The following is a 17,460-nucleotide window of genomic DNA, read 5'->3' on the forward strand; positions in this document are numbered from 1 at the left end:
AGCAGCACGTGGTCGATCTGGGCCATCTCGTCCAGCGTGAGATCGCCCACACCCGTGCCGGCGTCGATCAAGACGTCGTGGTCGAGCAGGAACGAGGTGGTGCGGCAGCCATGGGCAATGGCGCCTGAACACCCCAGCACGCGGACTTTCATGGACTCTTTGACATGGTGTGGCCGGTGGAGCCGGTCCGGTATGGCGGAGTTTGCAGCGATTCGATGGGGGTTGCGCCGTCCCAGGCGGGATCGGGAGGCAATTGCCTGCGTGAGGCTACTCTGTCGGCGTAAAGGCGGTAAAGGACTTTTTTGGCATTTTGCCGCTGGAGGTTGAGCAGATGCACATCGCACGCATCCCAGTCTTGCGCACGCCAGGCACGCAGGGCCTGTTGCCAAAGGCGGAGTTCGTCGCGCTGCTCGGTGGCGAGTTCGCCGCTCGTGCTCAAAGGCGTGTAGATGGGCATCGGTGGGACATCCGGCCCCAGGCGCAGACGATCGATTTCCTGCCAGACGAAGCCGGGTTGGCGCTGGCGGTCTTGTTCGGTGGCGATCTGGTCCACCCCATAGACAGCAGAGAGTTTTGCCAGATTCGATGCTGGGGGATAGTGTGAACCGGGTGGTTTGGCACCCCATGTCCAACGCTGGCTGACCACGCCGAGTGCGGCGGTGAACAGAATCATCAACACGGACCCAGCCAGGGGCAGCACCAGGCCGTGACGCAACTGCAGCCAGCTGTTGAGCCCGATCACCATACCGAGGAGCACAGCGCTCAGCGCTGCGCCCGACCAGACGCCCAGAGTCGGCAACAGCCACACGAGCAGGAGGCTGGAGGCCACCAACACCAGCATCTCGTAGCCCAGCGCGTAGTCGGGCTTCACGGGCAGACGGCCGTCGAGCAGGCCGGTGATCAGGTTGGCATGGGCTTCAACGCCTGGATAGTTGGCGCCCACTGGCGTGAGACGCAAGTCTTTCAGGCTGGGGGCTGTGGTGCCCATCAGCACGATCCTGCCCCGGAGTTGCGCCGCAGGCACGCGATCCGACAGGAGATCGACGGCCGAGACGTATTGAAACGAACCGCCTTCGGGACCGCCGGGTCCGCGGTAAGGCACCAATGCCGCGACGCGCTCGTCCACCGGAATCGTGAGCGTCTGCCCGTCGTGTGCCAGACGCAGGCTCTCGAGGCCACTGACACGTCGGCCCATCAAGAGCCCGGTCGCGAAACCGGGCTCCACCGACGGCGAGCCCAGCACACGGCGGAAAACCGCCAGCGCCAGCGACTCGTAGGCCTGACCCTGGTACTCGGCCAGCAGAGGCACCGAACGCACCACGCCATCGCTGTCGGGCAGGGCGTTGAACGCGCCGGCCCGGGGTGCGGCCTGTGCGAGTTCGGGAATGTTGGACTCATACGCATCCCAGCGCGTGACGCGCACCAGCCTGCCGTTCAACGCTCCGCCGCTCATCACGGGGGCCGGCAACAGGCCTGTGTTGCGCGCGGTGGGTTCGTTGCTGAAAAAGTAACCCAGCACCACGGGGCGGTCGCGCAGCGCGGTCGCCAGGGCGGCATCGCCGCCGGCTTGCGGATCGGGCTTGGGGAACACGATGTCGAAGCCGAGCACGGCGATTTCCTGCTGCTCGAACAGCGTGTCCACCAGGTGCGCCAACTGCGCACGCGGCCAAGGCCAGGGGCCGATGGCGGCCAGGCTCTCGGAGTCGATGTCGACGATCACCACCCGCGGCTCCAGCGTGCCGGGCATGCTGACCCTGAGACGCATGTCATAGGCGGTGTGGTCGAGACGGTGCAGCGCGTTGGTCTGGATGAAGCCCAGGGCGTGCAGGGCCGCCAGCAGCAGCGGAACGAGCATGACCGCCGCGCGCAGACTGCGCTGTATCAGGGTCTGCGGCATGGCGGGAGGGGCGGATGGCCTGAAACCGGGAAGGTCAGGCGCCGCCGGGGTTCGTCAAAGGCGGAAGGCCGGGGCAGCTTATTGCTGGACGAATTGCATCTTGGTCCCGGCGAGTTCCAGCATGTCGCCGTGGCGCAGGTTCACCGCGTCAGTGCCGATGGGGCTGCCGTTGATGGTGGGCTTTTGCACACCTTCGACCATGGCCACCACGAAACCGTGGGGGCGGCGGGTGATGGCGGCCACGGCCACACCGGGCTTGCCGATGGTGGTGACCACCTTCACCAGGGGCACTTCGCGACCCGCTGCCGTGCCCGACATGACCTTGATGGCGGCGTTGGCCACGACCATCGCCACCGTGGGCTCGGGCGGAACCACCGTGCCGGCGCTGATCACCATGGTTTTCTCATGGCTCTCATTGGCGCCTTCGTGCACAAACTTGATCTTGTACTTGCCGATCTCGACCGTGTCGCCGCTTTGCAGCTGCTGCTTCTTGATCGCCTTGCCGTTGACGTAGGTGCCGTTGGTGCTGTTGAGGTCTTCCAGGAACACATCCATGCCGGACATCTGCATGACGGCGTGTTCACCACTGACGGCCAGGTTGTCTATCACGATGTCGTTGTACGGACGGCGACCCAACGTGGTGCGGTCTTTGGTGAGCTGCACTTCCTTGATGACGACACCGTCGATGGAAACGATCATTTTCGGCATGGCCGACTCCTCTGGAACCTGTAAATCTGTTGGTCTGACACGGAATCACTTACCCAGCATGCGCGAAAGTAGGCCTTTGCGCACCGGTTTCGAACGAGCATACGCCAGTATCACCGATATGTTGTCCCGCCCCCCGGCATCGTTGGCAGCGTCCACCAGGGCCTGGGCTTTTTCTTCGAGTGTGCCGGCCGTCACGAGTATCGCGGCGATGCGCTCGTCGCTCATCATGTCGCTCAATCCGTCCGAGCAAAAAAGGTAGAGATCGTCGTCTTCGACCCGGTATTCGTTGACTTCGAGCAACACCGTGTCTTCGACGCCGAGCGCGCGGGTCACGAGGTTCTTGTGGGTGGCGTACTGGGCCTGCTCCAGCGAGATCAGGCCGGCGTCGATCTGCTCTTGCAGCAGCGAGTGGTCGCGGGTGATCTGAACGAAGTTGCCTTCCCGCAGGCGGTAGCAGCGCGAGTCGCCCACGTGTCCGACCATGACGCGCGCGTCCAGGAACACGCCCATCACCAGGGTGGTGCCCATGCCCGCGTACTGCGGGTTGGAGTTGGCGGCATTGAAGATGGAGCGGTTGGCGTTGTCGATGCAGATTTCCATGGCGCGGCGCAGCTCGCGCACGCTGGCCTCATTGCCGCCCTCGGCCATCCACCGTCCCAGCTCGGTCTTGATGAAGGTGGTCGCCATGGCACTGGCGACTTCGCCGGCGTTGTAGCCGCCCATGCCGTCGGCCAGGACAGCAATCTGGTTCTCCGCATCCAGCGACACGGAGTCCTCGTTGTTGTCCCGAACCAACCCGGGGTCGGTCAAACAAAAATACTCAAAATTCATAGAGTTCAAGTTATACCCGCAGAACGATGCTGTCTTTTCAGGAACCGCGTGACGAAGCGGGCGGCGGCGTGACAAGGGTGGCAACCATGGCGTTTTCCGATGCGTGCGGGAAGGCGTGCGTGGCTTCAAACGCGCTCCCGGTCGTGGCCAACGCCGCTCCCGGCACGGACGCGTCTTCACCAGAACCGACACAGCGCCGCAGTTGAGCCGCCAGTTCGGCACCGCTCTGAAAACGATCGGCGGGCGACTTGGCCAGGGCGCGTTCGAGCACGTCGGCCAGGGCTTGCGACAGATCGGGCCGCAAGCTGCGCACGCTGGGTGCGGGCTGGTTGGCGATCTGGTACATCAGGGCGGCCATGGAGTCGCCCTTGAGTGGGAGGCTGCCGGTGAGCAACTGGAACAGCATCACGCCCAGCGAATAAAGGTCGGAACGGCCGTCCACGTGCAGTCCGGCGAGCTGCTCGGGCGACATGAAACTGGGCGTGCCCAGCACCATGCCGGTCTTGGTCTTGCTCGACCCGGTGATGCGCGCGATGCCGAAGTCTGTGACCTTGACCGACTGGGTCGCGGCATCAAACATCACGTTGGCAGGTTTGATGTCGCGGTGCACAACCTGCTGGCGATGGGCATGTTCCAGCGCCAGCGCCACTTGCTCTCCGATGCTCAGAACGGTGGCCACCGGCAACAGGTTGCCCGGGCGCGAATACTCCACAAGATCACGTCCCGGCAGGAACTCCATGGCGATGAAGGCGAGGTCGTGCTCTTCGCCCGCGTCGAAGATGGTGACGATGTTGGGGTGCTGCAGGCGGCCCGCGGTTTCGGCCTCGCGGAAGAACCGTTCGCGCACATCGACCAGCTCGGAGCCTTCGAATTCGGCGCTCAGCGCCAGCGTCTTGATGGCCACCGTACGGCCGATTTTCGGATCGCGTCCCTGATAGACCACGCCCATCGCGCCCTTGCCGAGCTCTTTTTCCACCTGATAACGGCCGAGCATGGGTTTTTCCACACCGCCGTTGTCCAGCAGCAGGGTGCCACCTGGATGCGCCGAGCCGCCGCCCAGCACCACCGTTTCCGACAGATTCTTCGCCCGCTTCAAGCGTCGCTGCACATCGGCGTCGTTGCGGTCGAGCTTGGCCATGTGCTCGTAAACCGCCTCGGCCTTGTTGAACTGGCGTTTGCGCTCGAAATCGAGTGCCAGGTGCTTGAGGTTGTCCATCAGCGCGTCGCTGAAGGGCACGCGGCGCATGCGGTCAAACGCCATGTCGAGCTGGCCCTGGCCCTGCAGCGCCAGGCCCATCATGCGGTTGGTCTCGGCCGACTCCTCATCGGACTTGGTCTTGCCCGCCTCGGTGACGAGGAAGCGGCGCGTGGTAAGTGCGAGGTGCCCGATCAGCAGGAGCGACGCCGGGAACACCAGCGGAAGCCACGTGGCCGCGACCGACAACAGCCCGAACTCGGCACCCAGCAAGGCCACGAAGAGCGCGGCGGTGCAAGCCGCACCGGCGGCCGCCGACAGGCGGGGCAGCAGCCACACGATGTAGCCCGCGATCAGCAACAAGGCCGCGAGCACCGCGTAGCCGCCCCAGAGCGGCTGCACGATGTGGTGGTTGCTCAGGATGCTGGAGGTGATGTGGGCCAGGATGGCGGCGGGCGACATGGCCGCCGACACCGGCGTGGTGAACAGGGTGCCCACACCCGCGGCGGTGGCGCCGATGATCACGATCTTGTCGGCGTATTTGCTGGCCGGGATGCGGCCGGAGAGCACGTCGTAGAACGAGTCCACCGCAAACGCCGGCTTGCCGTCGCGGTCGGGATAGAACTGCGGCAACAAGCGGGCTGCGCTGTCGGTCGGGATCACGCTGCGGCCGAGCTGCACGCCTTCGCCGGGCAACAGCTGCATGTCTTTGGCTGTGAGGTTCAGGCTGTTCGCGGCAATGGCCAGGGCCATGGACGGCACGGCGAAGCCATCAAACTGAACCAGCAAGCCTTCTTGGCGCACAGCGCCATCCACATCGGGCAGCTGGTTGAGGTGCCCCACGGCCCGGGCCGCTTCGCCAATGGCGGGCAGTGGTTGCTGCGAACGCAGCGCCGGCACACCCAAGGCCGAGTTGTCCGCAACGGCGCTGCGCTGGGCAAATGCCGGCAAGGGCTGGTCCACACGCCCCTGGGGTTCACCCAGCTCGAACACCGAGGGCACGATCACATTGCCCGCGCGCGCCATGCTGGCCACCAGACGGGCGTCGGAGTCGAGTTGCCGTTCGGCCTGGCCGATAAACCCCAGCAGGCGCTGGCGGCCCTGGTCGCCCAGATCGGTCAATGGCGCGCTGCCGGTCTGAGATCCATCGAGCAAACCGCGCAGCTCGCGCAGTTGCACCAGGCCGCGGTCGGTCTGGGGTTCGAAGAAAAAGGCGGTGTGCGCCACGGTTTTGGCACCCGCCGCGCCGAGCTGGTCGATCAGCTGGGCGTGCACCTCGCGCGGCCAGGGCCAGCGGCCGATGTTGGCCACGCTCTGGTCGTCGATGGCGATGACCGCGATGCGGTCGCTGGGCAGGCGGCTGGTCTGCGTGCTGGCCAGGTCGTAAAAGCGACGTTCCAGACCGCTGAAAAAATCGGTGGCCGCGTTCAAGGTGACAACCGCGAGCACAACGGCCAGGCCCATGGCCGCGTCGGAGCGCCACAAGGGGCGCTTGCGCTTGGGCCGGTTCGGGCGTTGGCTGGTGGACACGGATGGAGGACCGGGTTGGTTTCAATGCGGGCGGTCGAGCTCGCATTGAAACGCGGCCCTGCAAGACTCATCGGGTGTCAGCGGCAGGCATTGAACCCAAGATGTAGCATTTTGTTTCACGCTCGACTCCGAGAGCAAGCGTTTATGTGTGTTTGAGGCCGAACACAAACACCGGACGAAAAAAAGGCAACGCAAGCGTTGCCTTTGTCACGTCAGCCCAGGGCTGCTTTACAGCTGGGCTTTGAGCAGCTTGCCCAGCTCGGACGGGTTGCGCGTGATGATGAAGCCCGACTCTTCCATGATCGCAAGCTTGGCATCAGCCGTGTCGGCGCCGCCGGAGATCAGCGCACCGGCGTGGCCCATGCGCTTGCCGGGAGGGGCGGTCACACCGGCGATGAAGCCGACGATGGGCTTCTTCATGTTCGCCTTGCACCACATGGCAGCTTCGGCTTCGTCCGGGCCACCGATCTCGCCGATCATGATCACGGCGTCGGTGTCGGGATCGTCGTTGAACGCTTGCATCACATCGATGTGCTTGAGGCCGTTGATGGGGTCGCCACCAATGCCGACGGCACTCGACTGGCCCAGACCCACTTCGGTCAGCATGGCCACGGCTTCATAGGTCAGCGTGCCGGAGCGCGAGACCACGCCGATGCGGCCCTTGCGGTGGATGTGGCCGGGCATGATGCCGATCTTGATCTCGTCGGGCGTGATCAGGCCGGGGCAGTTCGGGCCCAGCAGCAGGGTCTTCTTGCCGCCAGCGGCTTCCTTGGCCTTCATGCGGTTGCGCACTTCGAGCATGTCCTTGACCGGGATGCCTTCGGTGATGCAGATCGCCAGATCCAGGTCGGCTTCAACGGCTTCCCAGATGGCCGCAGCGGCGCCTGCGGGCGGCACGTAGATCACCGACACGGTGGCGCCGGTTTGCGACGCGGCTTCCTTCACCGAGGCGTAGATCGGGATGTTGAAGATCGACTCGCCGGCCTTCTTCGGGTTCACGCCGGCCACGAAGGCGTTTTTGCCGTTCGCGTATTCCTGGCACTTTTCGGTGTGGAACTGACCGGTCTTGCCGGTGATGCCCTGGGTGATGACCTTGGTGTCTTTGTTGATGTAGATCGACATGGTGTTCTTCCTAGTCAGTTGAGGACAGAGCTAAAGGTCTGTCCCCAAGGTCATTACTTAACGGCGGCAACGATCTTCGTCGCGGCTTCGGCCATGGTGTCGGCCGCGATGATGGGCAGGCCGGACTCGGCCAGCATCTTCTTGCCCAGCTCTTCGTTGGTGCCCTTCATGCGCACGACAAGGGGCACGCTGAGGTTGGTCGCCTTGCAGGCGGTGATCACGCCGGTGGCGATGGTGTCGCACTTCATGATGCCGCCGAAGATGTTGACCAGGATGCCCTTGACCTTGGTGTTCTTGAGCATGATCTTGAAGGCTTCGGTGACCTTCTCGGCGGTGGCGCCACCGCCCACGTCCAGGAAGTTGGCCGGCTCGCCGCCGAACAGCTTGATGGTGTCCATGGTGGCCATGGCCAGACCGGCGCCGTTCACCAGGCAGCCGATGTTGCCGTCCAGGCTGATGTAGGCGAGGTCGAACTTGGACGCTTCGACTTCGGCCGGATCTTCTTCGTCCAGATCGCGGTAGGCCACGATTTCGGGATGGCGGAACAGCGCGTTGGCGTCGAAGTTGAACTTCGCGTCCAGCGCCATCAGGTTGCCCTTGGAGTCGCAGTTCAGGGGGTTGATCTCCACCAAGGACGCGTCGGTGTCCATGTAGCACTTGTAGATCTTGGCGAAGATGTCCACTGCCTGATCCACGGAGGCACCGGTCAGGCCGATGGCCGCAGCCACCTTGCGCGACTGGGCTTCGGTGATGCCGGCCAAGGGATCGATCATCTCGGTGATGATCTTCTCGGGCGTGGAGTGCGCGACTTCCTCAATGTCCATGCCGCCTTCGCTCGATGCGATCAGGGCCACCTTCTGCGTGGCGCGGTCGGTGACCAGCGACACGTACAGTTCGTTCTTGATGTCGGCGCCGTCTTCAATGTAGAGGCGACGCACCTTCTGGCCTTCGGGGCCGGTCTGGTGGGTCTTGAGCTGCATGCCCAGGATTTCGCCGGAGATGCGCTTGACGTCTTCAACCGTTTTGGCCACCTTCACGCCACCACCCTTGCCACGGCCGCCGGCGTGGATCTGGGCCTTGACCACCCACACGGGGCCGCCCAGTTTCTGGGCGGCTTCGACCGCCTCCTGCACCGTGAAAGCCGGGATGCCGCGGGGCACCGGCACACCAAACTGGCGCAAGATTTCCTTGCCTTGGTATTCGTGGATCTTCATGAGGACTCTCTCAAGAATGGATAGAGGGATCGTCGACCGATCCGCATCGGGTGGTCGAAAGAGTGGCACTGAAAAACAGCAACCGGTAACTGTATCATGGTGCATTGCACCAAAATCGCGCGCCGGCAACCGCCAGCGACCGCGATTGTTGGCCGCTCTCCTGAACCCACACTGACAAGGCGGACCAGCCATGGCCAAGGTTTTCATCGACGGCGAAGCCGGCACCACCGGCTTGCAGATTCGCGAGCGGCTGCAGCGCATGCCCGCTATTGAAGTGGTGAGCATCGCTTCCGAGCGCCGCAAGGACCCGGCCGCCAAACGCGAACTCATGGCCCAGGTCGATCTGGTCATCCTGTGCCTGCACGACGACGCCGCGCGCGAATCGGTGGCCATGATCGATGCGATGGTCGGCCACCAGCCCAAGATCATCGACGCCTCCACGGCGCACCGCACGGCGCCGGGCTGGGTGTTCGGGTTTCCTGAACTCGCAGCCGATCAGCGCCAGGCCGTGGTGAACGCCAACCGCGTGGCCAACCCGGGCTGCTACGCCAGCGGCGCCATCGCCATGCTGCGCCCCCTGATCGACGCGGGTGTGCTGCCCGCCGATCACCCGGTCTGCCTTCCCGCCGTGAGCGGCTATTCGGGCGGCGGTCGCGCCATGATCGAGGCCTACGAGAAGGGCGAAGCCCCGGCTTTCGAGCTCTACGCGCTGGGTCTGCAGCACAAGCACATTCCGGAAATCATGGCCTACACAGGGCTCACACGCCGCCCCATCTTCATCCCGGCGGTGGGCAATTTCGAGCAGGGCATGCTGGTCGAGTTGCCACTGCACCTGGACACCTTGCCGGGTCAGCCGACGCTGGCCGATCTGCACGCCGTCTACGCCAGGCATTACGCAGGCAGCGACTGGGTGAGCGCCGAGCCGGCGACCGACAGCGGCAAGCTCGACGCTCTGGCCTTGAACGACTCCAACAAGCTGGAGATCCGCGTGTTCGGCAATGAGGCCGCCCACCACGCCGTGGTGGTGGCCCGGCTGGACAACCTGGGCAAAGGCGCCAGCGGCGCAGCGGTTCAAAACCTGAAACTGATGCTCGGGCTTTAAAGACCCGCGTCGTCGTCCTCGGCGCCCTGCACCACGCGCCGGATCGCTTCACCGCCAAAGCCCCGCGAGGCGAGGAACCGCATCTGCTTGCCGCGCTCGGCCAGGTCGGCTGGCGGCTGGCCGAACTTCTTGCGCCAGACCTCGCGGGCGCGCGCCACCTCGGTGACTTGCAGATCCGCAACCGCTTGCGCCACGGCCTCGGGGTTCAGGCCCTTGGCCTGCAATTCCTGGCGCACGCGGGAAGCGCCGAGCTTCACTGAGCGCTGATGCACCACCGATTCGAGGACACGCTGTTCGTCGATGAAGCCCTTGGCCTCCAGCTCGTCCAGCGCTTTGGCCAGCTCGCCGGGCTCGGTTTCATGCTGGTGCAACTTGCGCTGCAATTCGGCGCGCGAGTGTTCGCGGCCCGAAAGCAGGCGCAGGGCGCGGCCTTTGATGGAAATCTGGTTGAAGCCCATGTCAGAACCTCCGCCGGGCCGTCCCAAGGAGGGCCAGCGCCCCCTCGGGGGGCAGCGACGACACGAAGTGCGGAGCGTGGGGGTTCATTGCGTCACACGCTCACGGCTGCGGTCGCGGCCGCGAGCGCCATCCTCACTCGGCCAGCGGCGCGGTGTCGGTCGCCGCGGCCTTGGCGGCTTTTGCAGCCTTGCCACCCTTGGCAGGCGCTGGTGCCTCGTCCACCGGCAGCAGCGGAACACCCAGCTCGGTGCGCACCTTGTTCTCGATCTCCACGCGCAGCTCAGGGTTCTCGCGCAGGAATTCGCGCGAGTTGTCGCGGCCCTGTCCGATTTTTTCGCCGTTGTAGGCGTACCAGGCGCCCGATTTTTCGACCACGCGGTGCACCACGCCCAGGTCCAGGATCTCGCCTTCGCGGCTGATGCCTTCGCCGAACAGGATGTCGAATTCGGCCGTCTTGAAGGGCGACGCAACCTTGTTCTTGACCACCTTGACCTTGGTCTCGTTGCCGATCGCGTCGTCTCCCTTCTTGATGGTGCCGGTGCGGCGGATGTCCAGGCGCACCGAGGCATAGAACTTGAGCGCATTGCCGCCGGTGGTGGTCTCGGGGCTGCCGAACATGACACCAATCTTCATGCGGATCTGGTTGATGAAGATGACCATGCAGTTGGTCTTCTTGATGTGCGCGGTGAGCTTGCGCAGCGCCTGGCTCATCAGGCGGGCCTGCAGGCCGGGCAGCGAGTCGCCCATTTCGCCTTCGAGTTCGGCCTTGGGCGTGAGCGCGGCGACCGAGTCCACCACGATCAGATCGACCGCGCCGGAGCGCACCAGGCTGTCCACGATTTCGAGCGCCTGCTCGCCGGTGTCGGGCTGGGAAATCAGCAGGTCCTGCAGGTTCACGCCGAGCTTTTGGGCGTACTGGATGTCCAGCGCGTGTTCGGCGTCGACAAACGCGCACTGGCCGCCGAGCTTCTGCATTTCGGCGATCACTTGCAGCGTGAGCGTGGTCTTGCCCGAGGATTCCGGGCCGTAGATCTCGACCACACGGCCGCGTGGCAAACCGCCGACGCCCAGCGCAATGTCCAGGCCGAGCGAGCCGGTGGACACCACCTGAATGTCTTCGATCACCTCGCCTTCGCCCAGCCGCATGATGGTGCCCTTGCCGAACTGCTTTTCGATCTGGGCGAGCGCGACCTGCAAGGCTTTGGCTTTTTCGCTGTTGAGGGGGTTGGGCTTGACGGCTGCGTCCATGGGGGCTCCTGGGCTGGTTGGAAGGGTTGGCCAGACCTGTGTGGTTGTGTACAGGCTGGATGCTTGAACAGCAGTTTACAGGCGCATTGAAATCAAACCTTCCGATATTTGGTCAGTTTGCCTTACCATTTGCACATGGTCGACAGCATCCCCGAATCCCCCGCCGAACCCGATGACCGCTGGCGCGGCGGCCACCTGGGCCGGCTGATGGGCCTGGCGCTGCGGCGCTTCGACGAGCGTGTGCTCAGCCTGATGGCGCACGACGTCAACGTGCCGCTGGCGCTCTCGCACCTGGCCGCACGCGCGCAGGTGGGCGCGGCCCACATCCACATCACGCGCCACCTCGGCCTGCACGGCTCGCGCCTGACCGAGCTGGCCCACCAGGCCGGCATGAGCAAGCAGGCCATGGGCGATCTGGTGACACAGTGCGAGGCCTGGGGCCTGGTGCGCCGCGAGCCCGACCCGCGCGATGCGCGCGCGCGGCGCATCATCTTCACCGACACCGGCCTGCTCTGGCTGGACGCGTTTCGCACAGCGGTGGCGCAGGCCGAAGCCGAGTTCCGCTCACAGGTGGGCGACGCGGTGGCCACGGTGGTGGCGCTGGGTCTGGAAGCCTACGGATCGGAAGCCCCCGGTGCACGCGCGGCCGTGCCGCCCCGGTGAAACCCTGCCATTCAAGCCACTGCGGCACCGTGGTATGCGACCTAAAATGACTTTGCCTTGAACGCTGCGTGCCCCCGCGCAGCGGCCCCATAACAACGCGGCCCGATCAGCCCAGGAGACTTCACCATGCGCATCCTGATTGCAGAAGACGACCAGGTTCTGGCAGACGGCTTGTTGCGCAGCCTGCGCGCGGCCGGGGCTGCGGTGGACCACGTGTCCAGCGGCAGCGAGGCCGATGCGGCGCTCATGACCAACAACGAATTCGACTTGTTGATCCTCGACCTCGGTCTGCCGAAACTGCACGGCCTGGAGGTGCTCAAGCGGCTGCGCTCGCGCGGCTCTGCGCTGCCGGTGCTGGTGCTCACCGCGGCCGACAGCATCGAAGAACGCGTGAAGGGCCTGGACTATGGCGCAGACGACTACATGGCCAAGCCGTTTTCGCTGCAAGAGCTCGAAGCACGGGTGCGCGCACTCACCCGTCGCGGCATGGGCGGCAGCACCAACACCATCCGACACGGTCCGCTCGAGTACGACCAGGCCGGCCGCGTGGCCACCATCGACGGCAAGATGGTCGAACTCTCGGCGCGTGAACTCGGCCTGCTCGAAGTGCTGCTGCAGCGCGCCGGGCGCCTGGTGAGCAAGGACCAGCTGGTCGAGCGGCTGTGTGAGTGGGGCGAAGAAGTGAGCAACAACGCGATCGAGGTCTACATCCACCGGCTGCGCAAGAAGATCGAAAAAGGTCCGATCCGCATCGCCACGGTGCGCGGCCTGGGCTACTGCCTTGAAAAAATCCCCAGCTGACGGTCGGGTCTTCAGCGAGCCGCTGCCGCCGGTGGAAAGCCGGTCGGCACCCATGCCCTTCGGGCTGTTCCAGCGCGAACAGCGCAGCCTGTTCGGCGAGATCCTGGACTGGATGCTCACGCCGCTGCTGCTGCTGTGGCCACTCTCGCTGGTGCTCACCTGGTTCGTCGCGCAAGGCATTGCCAGCAAGCCGTTCGACCGCGCGCTCGAGTTCAACCTGCAGGCGCTCACCCAGTTTGTGGTTCGGGAAAACGACAAGATCACTTTCAAGCTCAACGCACAGGCACGCGACCTGCTGCGCGCCGACGACAGCGACCTCGTGTACTACCAGGTGCTCGACCCCCGCGGAACGCTCATCAGCGGTGAGCTGGATTTCCCGCCGCCTCGCGACAACGAAGCGCCGGAGCCCGGGCGCGTGATGCTGCGCGACGACGTGGTCCGCGGCGACGAGGTGCGGGTGGCCTACACCTGGCTGGCGCGCAACGACCCGCAGCGCCTGGTGCTGATGCAGGTGGCCGAAACCAAGGGCAAACGATCGACGCTGGCCGCCGAAATCGTCAAAGGCGTGATGGTGCCGCAGTTCGTGATCCTGCCGCTGGCGGTGCTGCTGGTGTGGCTGGCGCTGGTGCGCGGCATCCGCCCGCTCAACGAACTGGAGCAACGCATCCGCGCGCGCAAGCCCGACGACCTGAGCCCGATCGAGGAGTCGTTCATCCCGCAAGAAGTGGCTCCGCTGGTGTCGTCGATCAACGACCTGCTGACGCGATTGAAGGCCTCTCTCACCACACAAAAACGGTTTCTGGCCGATGCCGCGCACCAGCTCAAGACACCGCTGGCGGGTCTGCGCATGCAGGCCGAACTGGCCCAACGCGAAACCGACCCGGTGGAGATCCGCGGCTCGCTGCAGCAGATTGCACGCTCCAGCGCACGCGCCACACACACGGTGAACCAGCTGCTGGCGCTGGCCCGTGCCGAGACCACCGGCCGCACCCTGCCCAGCGCGCGCATCGACCTCGCCCGGCTGGTGCCCGACGTGGTGCAGGACTCGGTGCCGCGCGCGCTGGAGGCAGGCATCGACCTCGGCTTTGAAGGCCCGGACGACACGCCCGACGACTGCCTGATGGACGGCAATCCGACGCTGTTGCAAGAGATGGTGCGCAACCTGGTGGACAACGCGATCCACTACACCGGGCAGGGCGGGGTGGTCACGGTGCGTGTGCTGCTGGACCGTTTCAGCGGCGTGCAGATCCTGCAGGTGGAAGACGACGGCCCGGGCATCCCGGAGAACGAGCGCGAGTTCGTGATGCAGCCGTTTTACCGGGCGCTGGGCACCAACGTCGACGGCTCGGGCCTGGGTCTGGCGATCGTGCAGGAAATCGCCCAACAACACGGCGCTTCGGTGTCGATGGAAGATGCGCACCCGGAGCGCAGCCGCCGTGGACTGCGGGTGTCGGTGCGTTTCACACCGACCAAGCCTCAGGCTCTGCGGGAATAACGCTCAGGCGGCTTTGTACACGTTGAGCTGCAACTTCTCGCGCTCGATCGCGCGGGCCACGCCGGGCAATTCGGCGAAGCGCTGCACCAGCTCCCACGTGGCCGGGAAATCGGCCGGGTTGATGCCGGCGTAGCCGCCCCAGCGCAGCAGCGTGAGCGCATACGCATCGAGCGCGCCGGGTCGCGCGCCCACCATCCAGGGAGCGGCTTTCGCAGCCAGGGCTTCGATCTCGCCCAGCAGCTCACGGTAACGCACTGCGCCGAAGTCGCGGATGGCTTTCTGCGCGGCTTCGTCGTCGGTGAACTTCTGCGGCATGAACACGTGGGTGAACGTGGGGTGCACCGTGTTGTTCATCCAGGTCAGCACCTGCAGGGCACGGGCGCGCTCCAGGCCGGCCGGCGGCAGGATGCCGGCCATGGGCAACTTTTCGTCCAGGTACAACAGGATGGCCACGATCTGCGTGATGACCTCGTCGCCGTCGACCAGCACCGGCACCTGGCCGCGCGGGTTCAGCGCCAGATACTCGGGCGCTCGCTGCTCACCTTTGTGCAGCTTCACCATCGATGGCTCGAATTCGACATTGGCCAGCTCGAGCATGGCGTGCGGCACGAAGGAGCAGGCACCGGGGGCGAAATACAGTTTCAGGCTCATGGGTTTGTCTCTTTTTCAGTTCAGGTGCGGACTCAGCAGGCCCGCGATTTCAAACATGGTCACTTGCGGCTTGCCGAACACCGCCGCCAGCTTGGCGTCTGCGTTGACACGGCGCTTGTCGCCCGCGTCCTGCAGACCATTGGCCTTGATGTAGTCCCACAGCTTCTTCACCACCTCGGGACGCGACACCGCGCCTTCGCCGATCACCGCGGCCAGCGCGGCGCTGGGCTGTTTGCCGGTGGCGGCGGTGGTCTTGCGCGGGGCCTTGGCGGCCTTCACGGCGGGCGTTTTTTTCGCCGCGGCCTTCTTGGCGGGCGCGGCTTTTGCGGCCACTTTGGCAGCAGCCTTCTTCGCCGGCGCACCCTTGGCCGGCGCGCCGGATGCGGTTTTGCGCGGCGGGAACTTGGACGGTGCGAACTCGAAGTTCACCTTGCCCGCCTCCTTGTCCCAGGCCAGGAAGGCCTTGAACGCGCGGCGTGTGCGCATGGAGACGAACTTGTCGAGCAGATCCGTCTTGCCGGTCTCCAGCAGCTTGCTCATCTGCTCGCGTGCCACCGGCTGCTGCAGGATGATCTTGCCGCTCTTGAAGTCGCAGGTGGGCGTGGGCTGCTGCTCGGTGGGCACCGAGCGGATGCACACGTAGTTGCTGCCGTGTTCGTGCACCGCGCCGCCGCACTTGGGACAGGCGCCCAGCGATTCGCTGGCGCTGAAGTCGACGATCTCGCCGCTTTCTTCGCCCTTCTTGTCGTCGCCAAAGTCAAACTCCAGCTTCCAGTTCTTGTCGTCCTCGCTGTACTTGAGCACGATCTCGGCCACGAAGGGCCAGCCCGCCTTGGAGCGGAAGCCGTCCAGAGGACCAATCTTCTTGTCCTTGAGCAGCAACTCGGATTCGTCCGGCTCGAAGGTGCGACCGGCCGGCGACTTGCCGAACGAGAAGCCGCAGCCTTCGCTGGCGCCATCTTTGCCGGTGCAGGTGTAGCGGCGGTAGTTTTCTTTCACCACGCCACCGCAATTGGGGCAGGGCGTGGCCAGCGTGGCGTAGTTGCCCGGGATGGTGTCGCGGTCGTATTCCTTGGCCTTCTTCACCATGCGCTCGGTCATCTGCGCGATCTCGGCCATGAAGGCGCTGCGGCTGAGCTTGCCGTGCTCCATCTGCGCCAGCTTGTATTCCCATTCGCCGGTGAGTTCGGCCTTGGAAAGTTCTTCCACGCCCAGGCCGCGCAACAGCGTCATGAGCTGGAACGCCTTGGCCGTGGGGATGATCTCGCGGCCTTCGCGGAACATGTACTTTTCGGTCAACAAGCCTTCGATGGTGGCCGCGCGCGTGGCAGGCGTGCCCAGGCCTTTTTCCTGCATGGCCTCGCGCAGTTCGTCGTCGTCGACCAGCTTGCCCGCGCCCTCCATGGCGCCCAGCAACGTGGCTTCCGAATAGCGCGCCGGCGGTTTGGTTTTCAGGCCCTTGCTTTCCACCGACTCGGTGCGCACGGTTTCGCCTTCGCGCACCGGCACGAGGTTCTGGCCCTTGTCGCCTTCCTTGGCGTCAGTCACGTCTTCGGCGGCTTCCTTGCCGTAGACGGCCATCCAGCCCGGCTTCACCAGCACCTTGCCTTCGGTCTTGAAGTGGTGGCCGACCGAGGATGTGATCCTCGTCGTGACCATGAACTCGGCCGACGGGAAGAACACCGCCAGGAAGCGGCGCACCACGAGGTCGTACAGTTTCTGCTCGGCATCGCTCAGCCCACTGGGCGCTTGCAGCGTGGGGATGATGGCAAAGTGATCCGATACCTTGCTGTTGTCGAAGATGCGCTTGCTCGGGCGGATGTAATTGTTGTTGAGCGCGGTCAGCGCATGCGGCGCCAGGTGCTTCATGCCGCTGTTGGCGAGCATCTCGAAGGTTTCCTTCACCGTGGGCAAATAGTCCTCGGGCAGGGCGCGCGAGTCGGTCCGCGGATAGGTCAGCGCCTTGTGGCGCTCGTACAGGCTTTGCGCCAGCTGCAGCGTGGTCTTGGCCGAGAAGCCAAAGCGGCCGTTCGCCTCTCGCTGCAAACTGGTCAGGTCGTACAACAAGCCGCTGGCTTGCGTGGTCGGTTTGCTTTCGTCCTTGACGCTGGCGGCCTTGCCGCGCACCGCGTCGGCAATGGCCAGGGCCTCGCGCTGGCTCCACACGCGGTCGGCGCGCTGCTCCAGATCAGCGTCTTCGCCGGTGGGTTTCTTGAAAGCCGGGTCGAACCACTTGCCCGGGTACTCGCCGGCCTCGGCCAGAAAGCTCGCGTGGATTTCCCAGTAGTCGCGGCTGCGGTGGGCGCGGATCTTCTCTTCGCGCTCGACCACGATGGACAGCGTGGGTGTCTGCACCCGGCCGACCGTGGTCAGGAAGAAGCCGCCGTCGCGCGAGTTGAACGCGGTCATGGCGCGGGTGCCGTTGATGCCCACCATCCAGTCGGCCTCGGACCGGCTGCGCGCGGCGTCGGCCAGGCCCTGCATTTGCTCGTTGGTGCGCAGGTGCTCGAACCCGTCGCGAATCGCCGCAGGTGTCATGGACTG

Annotated in this window: 14 protein-coding genes and 1 pseudogene; 4 read left to right on the forward strand and 11 right to left on the reverse strand. The window is 65.0% G+C overall.

Translation table 11 applies throughout. The annotated features are described in order from the left end of the window. The 7 genes and pseudogenes from Q0C59_RS12000 to sucC form a co-directional block, all read right to left on the reverse strand. Positions 1-152 (reverse strand): annotated as a pseudogene (locus Q0C59_RS12000) (3',5'-cyclic-nucleotide phosphodiesterase); the annotation flags it as partial. Continuing rightward, positions 149-1,897: a CHASE2 domain-containing protein gene (locus Q0C59_RS12005; protein WP_291215704.1), complete on the reverse strand. Its 1,749-nt coding sequence runs from the start codon at positions 1,895-1,897 to the stop codon at positions 149-151. The pseudogene Q0C59_RS12000 and the gene Q0C59_RS12005, both read right to left, overlap by 4 nt. A gap of 78 nt (positions 1,898-1,975) precedes the next feature. Beyond that, on the reverse strand, positions 1,976-2,605 hold the full coding sequence (locus Q0C59_RS12010; protein WP_291215706.1) for an FHA domain-containing protein: 630 nt from the start codon (positions 2,603-2,605) through the stop codon (positions 1,976-1,978). A gap of 45 nt (positions 2,606-2,650) precedes the next feature. After that, a complete protein-coding gene (locus Q0C59_RS12015; RefSeq protein WP_291215708.1) occupies positions 2,651-3,436 on the reverse strand; it encodes a Stp1/IreP family PP2C-type Ser/Thr phosphatase in 786 nt (261 codons plus the stop codon). Positions 3,437-3,473: 37 nt separating this feature from the next. Next, the gene (locus Q0C59_RS12020; protein WP_291215711.1) at positions 3,474-6,161 is read right to left on the reverse strand and encodes a CHASE2 domain-containing serine/threonine-protein kinase; all 2,688 of its coding nucleotides are present in this window, start codon (positions 6,159-6,161) and stop codon (positions 3,474-3,476) included. 228 nt (positions 6,162-6,389) lie between these two features. Next, complete coding sequence (gene sucD / locus Q0C59_RS12025; protein WP_291215714.1) at positions 6,390-7,283, reverse strand: succinate--CoA ligase subunit alpha; 894 nt, start codon at positions 7,281-7,283, stop codon at positions 6,390-6,392. Positions 7,284-7,336: 53 nt separating this feature from the next. Continuing rightward, on the reverse strand, positions 7,337-8,497 hold the full coding sequence (gene sucC, locus Q0C59_RS12030) for an ADP-forming succinate--CoA ligase subunit beta (protein WP_291215716.1): 1,161 nt from the start codon (positions 8,495-8,497) through the stop codon (positions 7,337-7,339). Positions 8,498-8,687: 190 nt separating this feature from the next. Here sucC and argC point away from each other — a divergent pair, with 190 nt between their 5' ends. Further along, entirely contained in the window at positions 8,688-9,599 is a 912-nt protein-coding gene (gene argC / locus Q0C59_RS12035; protein ID WP_291215718.1) for an N-acetyl-gamma-glutamyl-phosphate reductase, read from the forward strand. Here argC and recX read toward each other — a convergent pair. Further along, complete coding sequence (gene recX / locus Q0C59_RS12040; protein ID WP_291215720.1) at positions 9,596-10,057, reverse strand: recombination regulator RecX; 462 nt, start codon at positions 10,055-10,057, stop codon at positions 9,596-9,598. The genes argC and recX overlap by 4 nt on opposite strands. 133 nt (positions 10,058-10,190) lie before the next feature. Further along, on the reverse strand, positions 10,191-11,306 hold the full coding sequence (gene recA / locus Q0C59_RS12045; protein ID WP_291215723.1) for a recombinase RecA: 1,116 nt from the start codon (positions 11,304-11,306) through the stop codon (positions 10,191-10,193). 135 nt (positions 11,307-11,441) lie between these two features. Between recA and Q0C59_RS12050 the strand changes: the two genes are divergently transcribed. The 3 genes from Q0C59_RS12050 (at position 11,442) to Q0C59_RS12060 (ending at position 14,265) form a co-directional block, all read left to right on the forward strand. Next, positions 11,442-11,969 carry a MarR family winged helix-turn-helix transcriptional regulator gene (locus tag Q0C59_RS12050; RefSeq protein ID WP_291215725.1) on the forward strand — a complete coding sequence of 176 codons (528 nt, stop codon included), beginning with the start codon at positions 11,442-11,444 and terminating at the stop codon, positions 11,967-11,969. Between the two features lie 126 nt (positions 11,970-12,095). Next, complete coding sequence (locus Q0C59_RS12055; protein ID WP_291215727.1) at positions 12,096-12,770, forward strand: response regulator transcription factor; 675 nt, start codon at positions 12,096-12,098, stop codon at positions 12,768-12,770. Between the two features lie 52 nt (positions 12,771-12,822). Then, positions 12,823-14,265, forward strand: coding sequence for a sensor histidine kinase (locus Q0C59_RS12060; RefSeq protein WP_291215730.1), 1,443 nt, complete (start codon positions 12,823-12,825; stop codon positions 14,263-14,265). 3 nt (positions 14,266-14,268) lie between these two features. On the opposite strand, the gene Q0C59_RS12065 is transcribed toward Q0C59_RS12060, so the two are convergent. Both Q0C59_RS12065 and Q0C59_RS12070 read right to left on the reverse strand, forming a co-directional pair. Next, a complete protein-coding gene (locus tag Q0C59_RS12065) occupies positions 14,269-14,916 on the reverse strand; it encodes a glutathione S-transferase family protein (protein ID WP_291215732.1) in 648 nt (215 codons plus the stop codon). A 15-nt stretch (positions 14,917-14,931) separates the two neighbouring features. Continuing rightward, positions 14,932-17,460, reverse strand: a 2,529-nt coding sequence (locus Q0C59_RS12070; protein WP_291215735.1) for a DNA topoisomerase III, incomplete at its 5' end; no start/stop codon positions are given.

This window comes from Hydrogenophaga sp., from assembly GCF_022844385.1.
Taxonomy (GTDB): Bacteria; Pseudomonadota; Gammaproteobacteria; order Burkholderiales; family Burkholderiaceae_C; genus Hydrogenophaga.

Coding starts and splice junctions, on each gene's coding strand:
- Q0C59_RS12005 (WP_291215704.1), bottom strand. CDS start 1,897: ATGCCGCAGACCCTGATACAGCGCAGTCTGCGCGCGGCGGTCATGCTC.
- Q0C59_RS12010 (WP_291215706.1), bottom strand. CDS start 2,605: ATGCCGAAAATGATCGTTTCCATCGACGGTGTCGTCATCAAGGAAGTG.
- Q0C59_RS12015 (WP_291215708.1), bottom strand. CDS start 3,436: ATGAATTTTGAGTATTTTTGTTTGACCGACCCCGGGTTGGTTCGGGAC.
- sucD (WP_291215714.1), bottom strand. CDS start 7,283: ATGTCGATCTACATCAACAAAGACACCAAGGTCATCACCCAGGGCATC.
- sucC (WP_291215716.1), bottom strand. CDS start 8,497: ATGAAGATCCACGAATACCAAGGCAAGGAAATCTTGCGCCAGTTTGGT.
- argC (WP_291215718.1), top strand. CDS start 8,688: ATGGCCAAGGTTTTCATCGACGGCGAAGCCGGCACCACCGGCTTGCAG.
- recX (WP_291215720.1), bottom strand. CDS start 10,057: ATGGGCTTCAACCAGATTTCCATCAAAGGCCGCGCCCTGCGCCTGCTT.
- recA (WP_291215723.1), bottom strand. CDS start 11,306: ATGGACGCAGCCGTCAAGCCCAACCCCCTCAACAGCGAAAAAGCCAAA.
- Q0C59_RS12050 (WP_291215725.1), top strand. CDS start 11,442: ATGGTCGACAGCATCCCCGAATCCCCCGCCGAACCCGATGACCGCTGG.
- Q0C59_RS12055 (WP_291215727.1), top strand. CDS start 12,096: ATGCGCATCCTGATTGCAGAAGACGACCAGGTTCTGGCAGACGGCTTG.
- Q0C59_RS12060 (WP_291215730.1), top strand. CDS start 12,823: ATGCCCTTCGGGCTGTTCCAGCGCGAACAGCGCAGCCTGTTCGGCGAG.
- Q0C59_RS12065 (WP_291215732.1), bottom strand. CDS start 14,916: ATGAGCCTGAAACTGTATTTCGCCCCCGGTGCCTGCTCCTTCGTGCCG.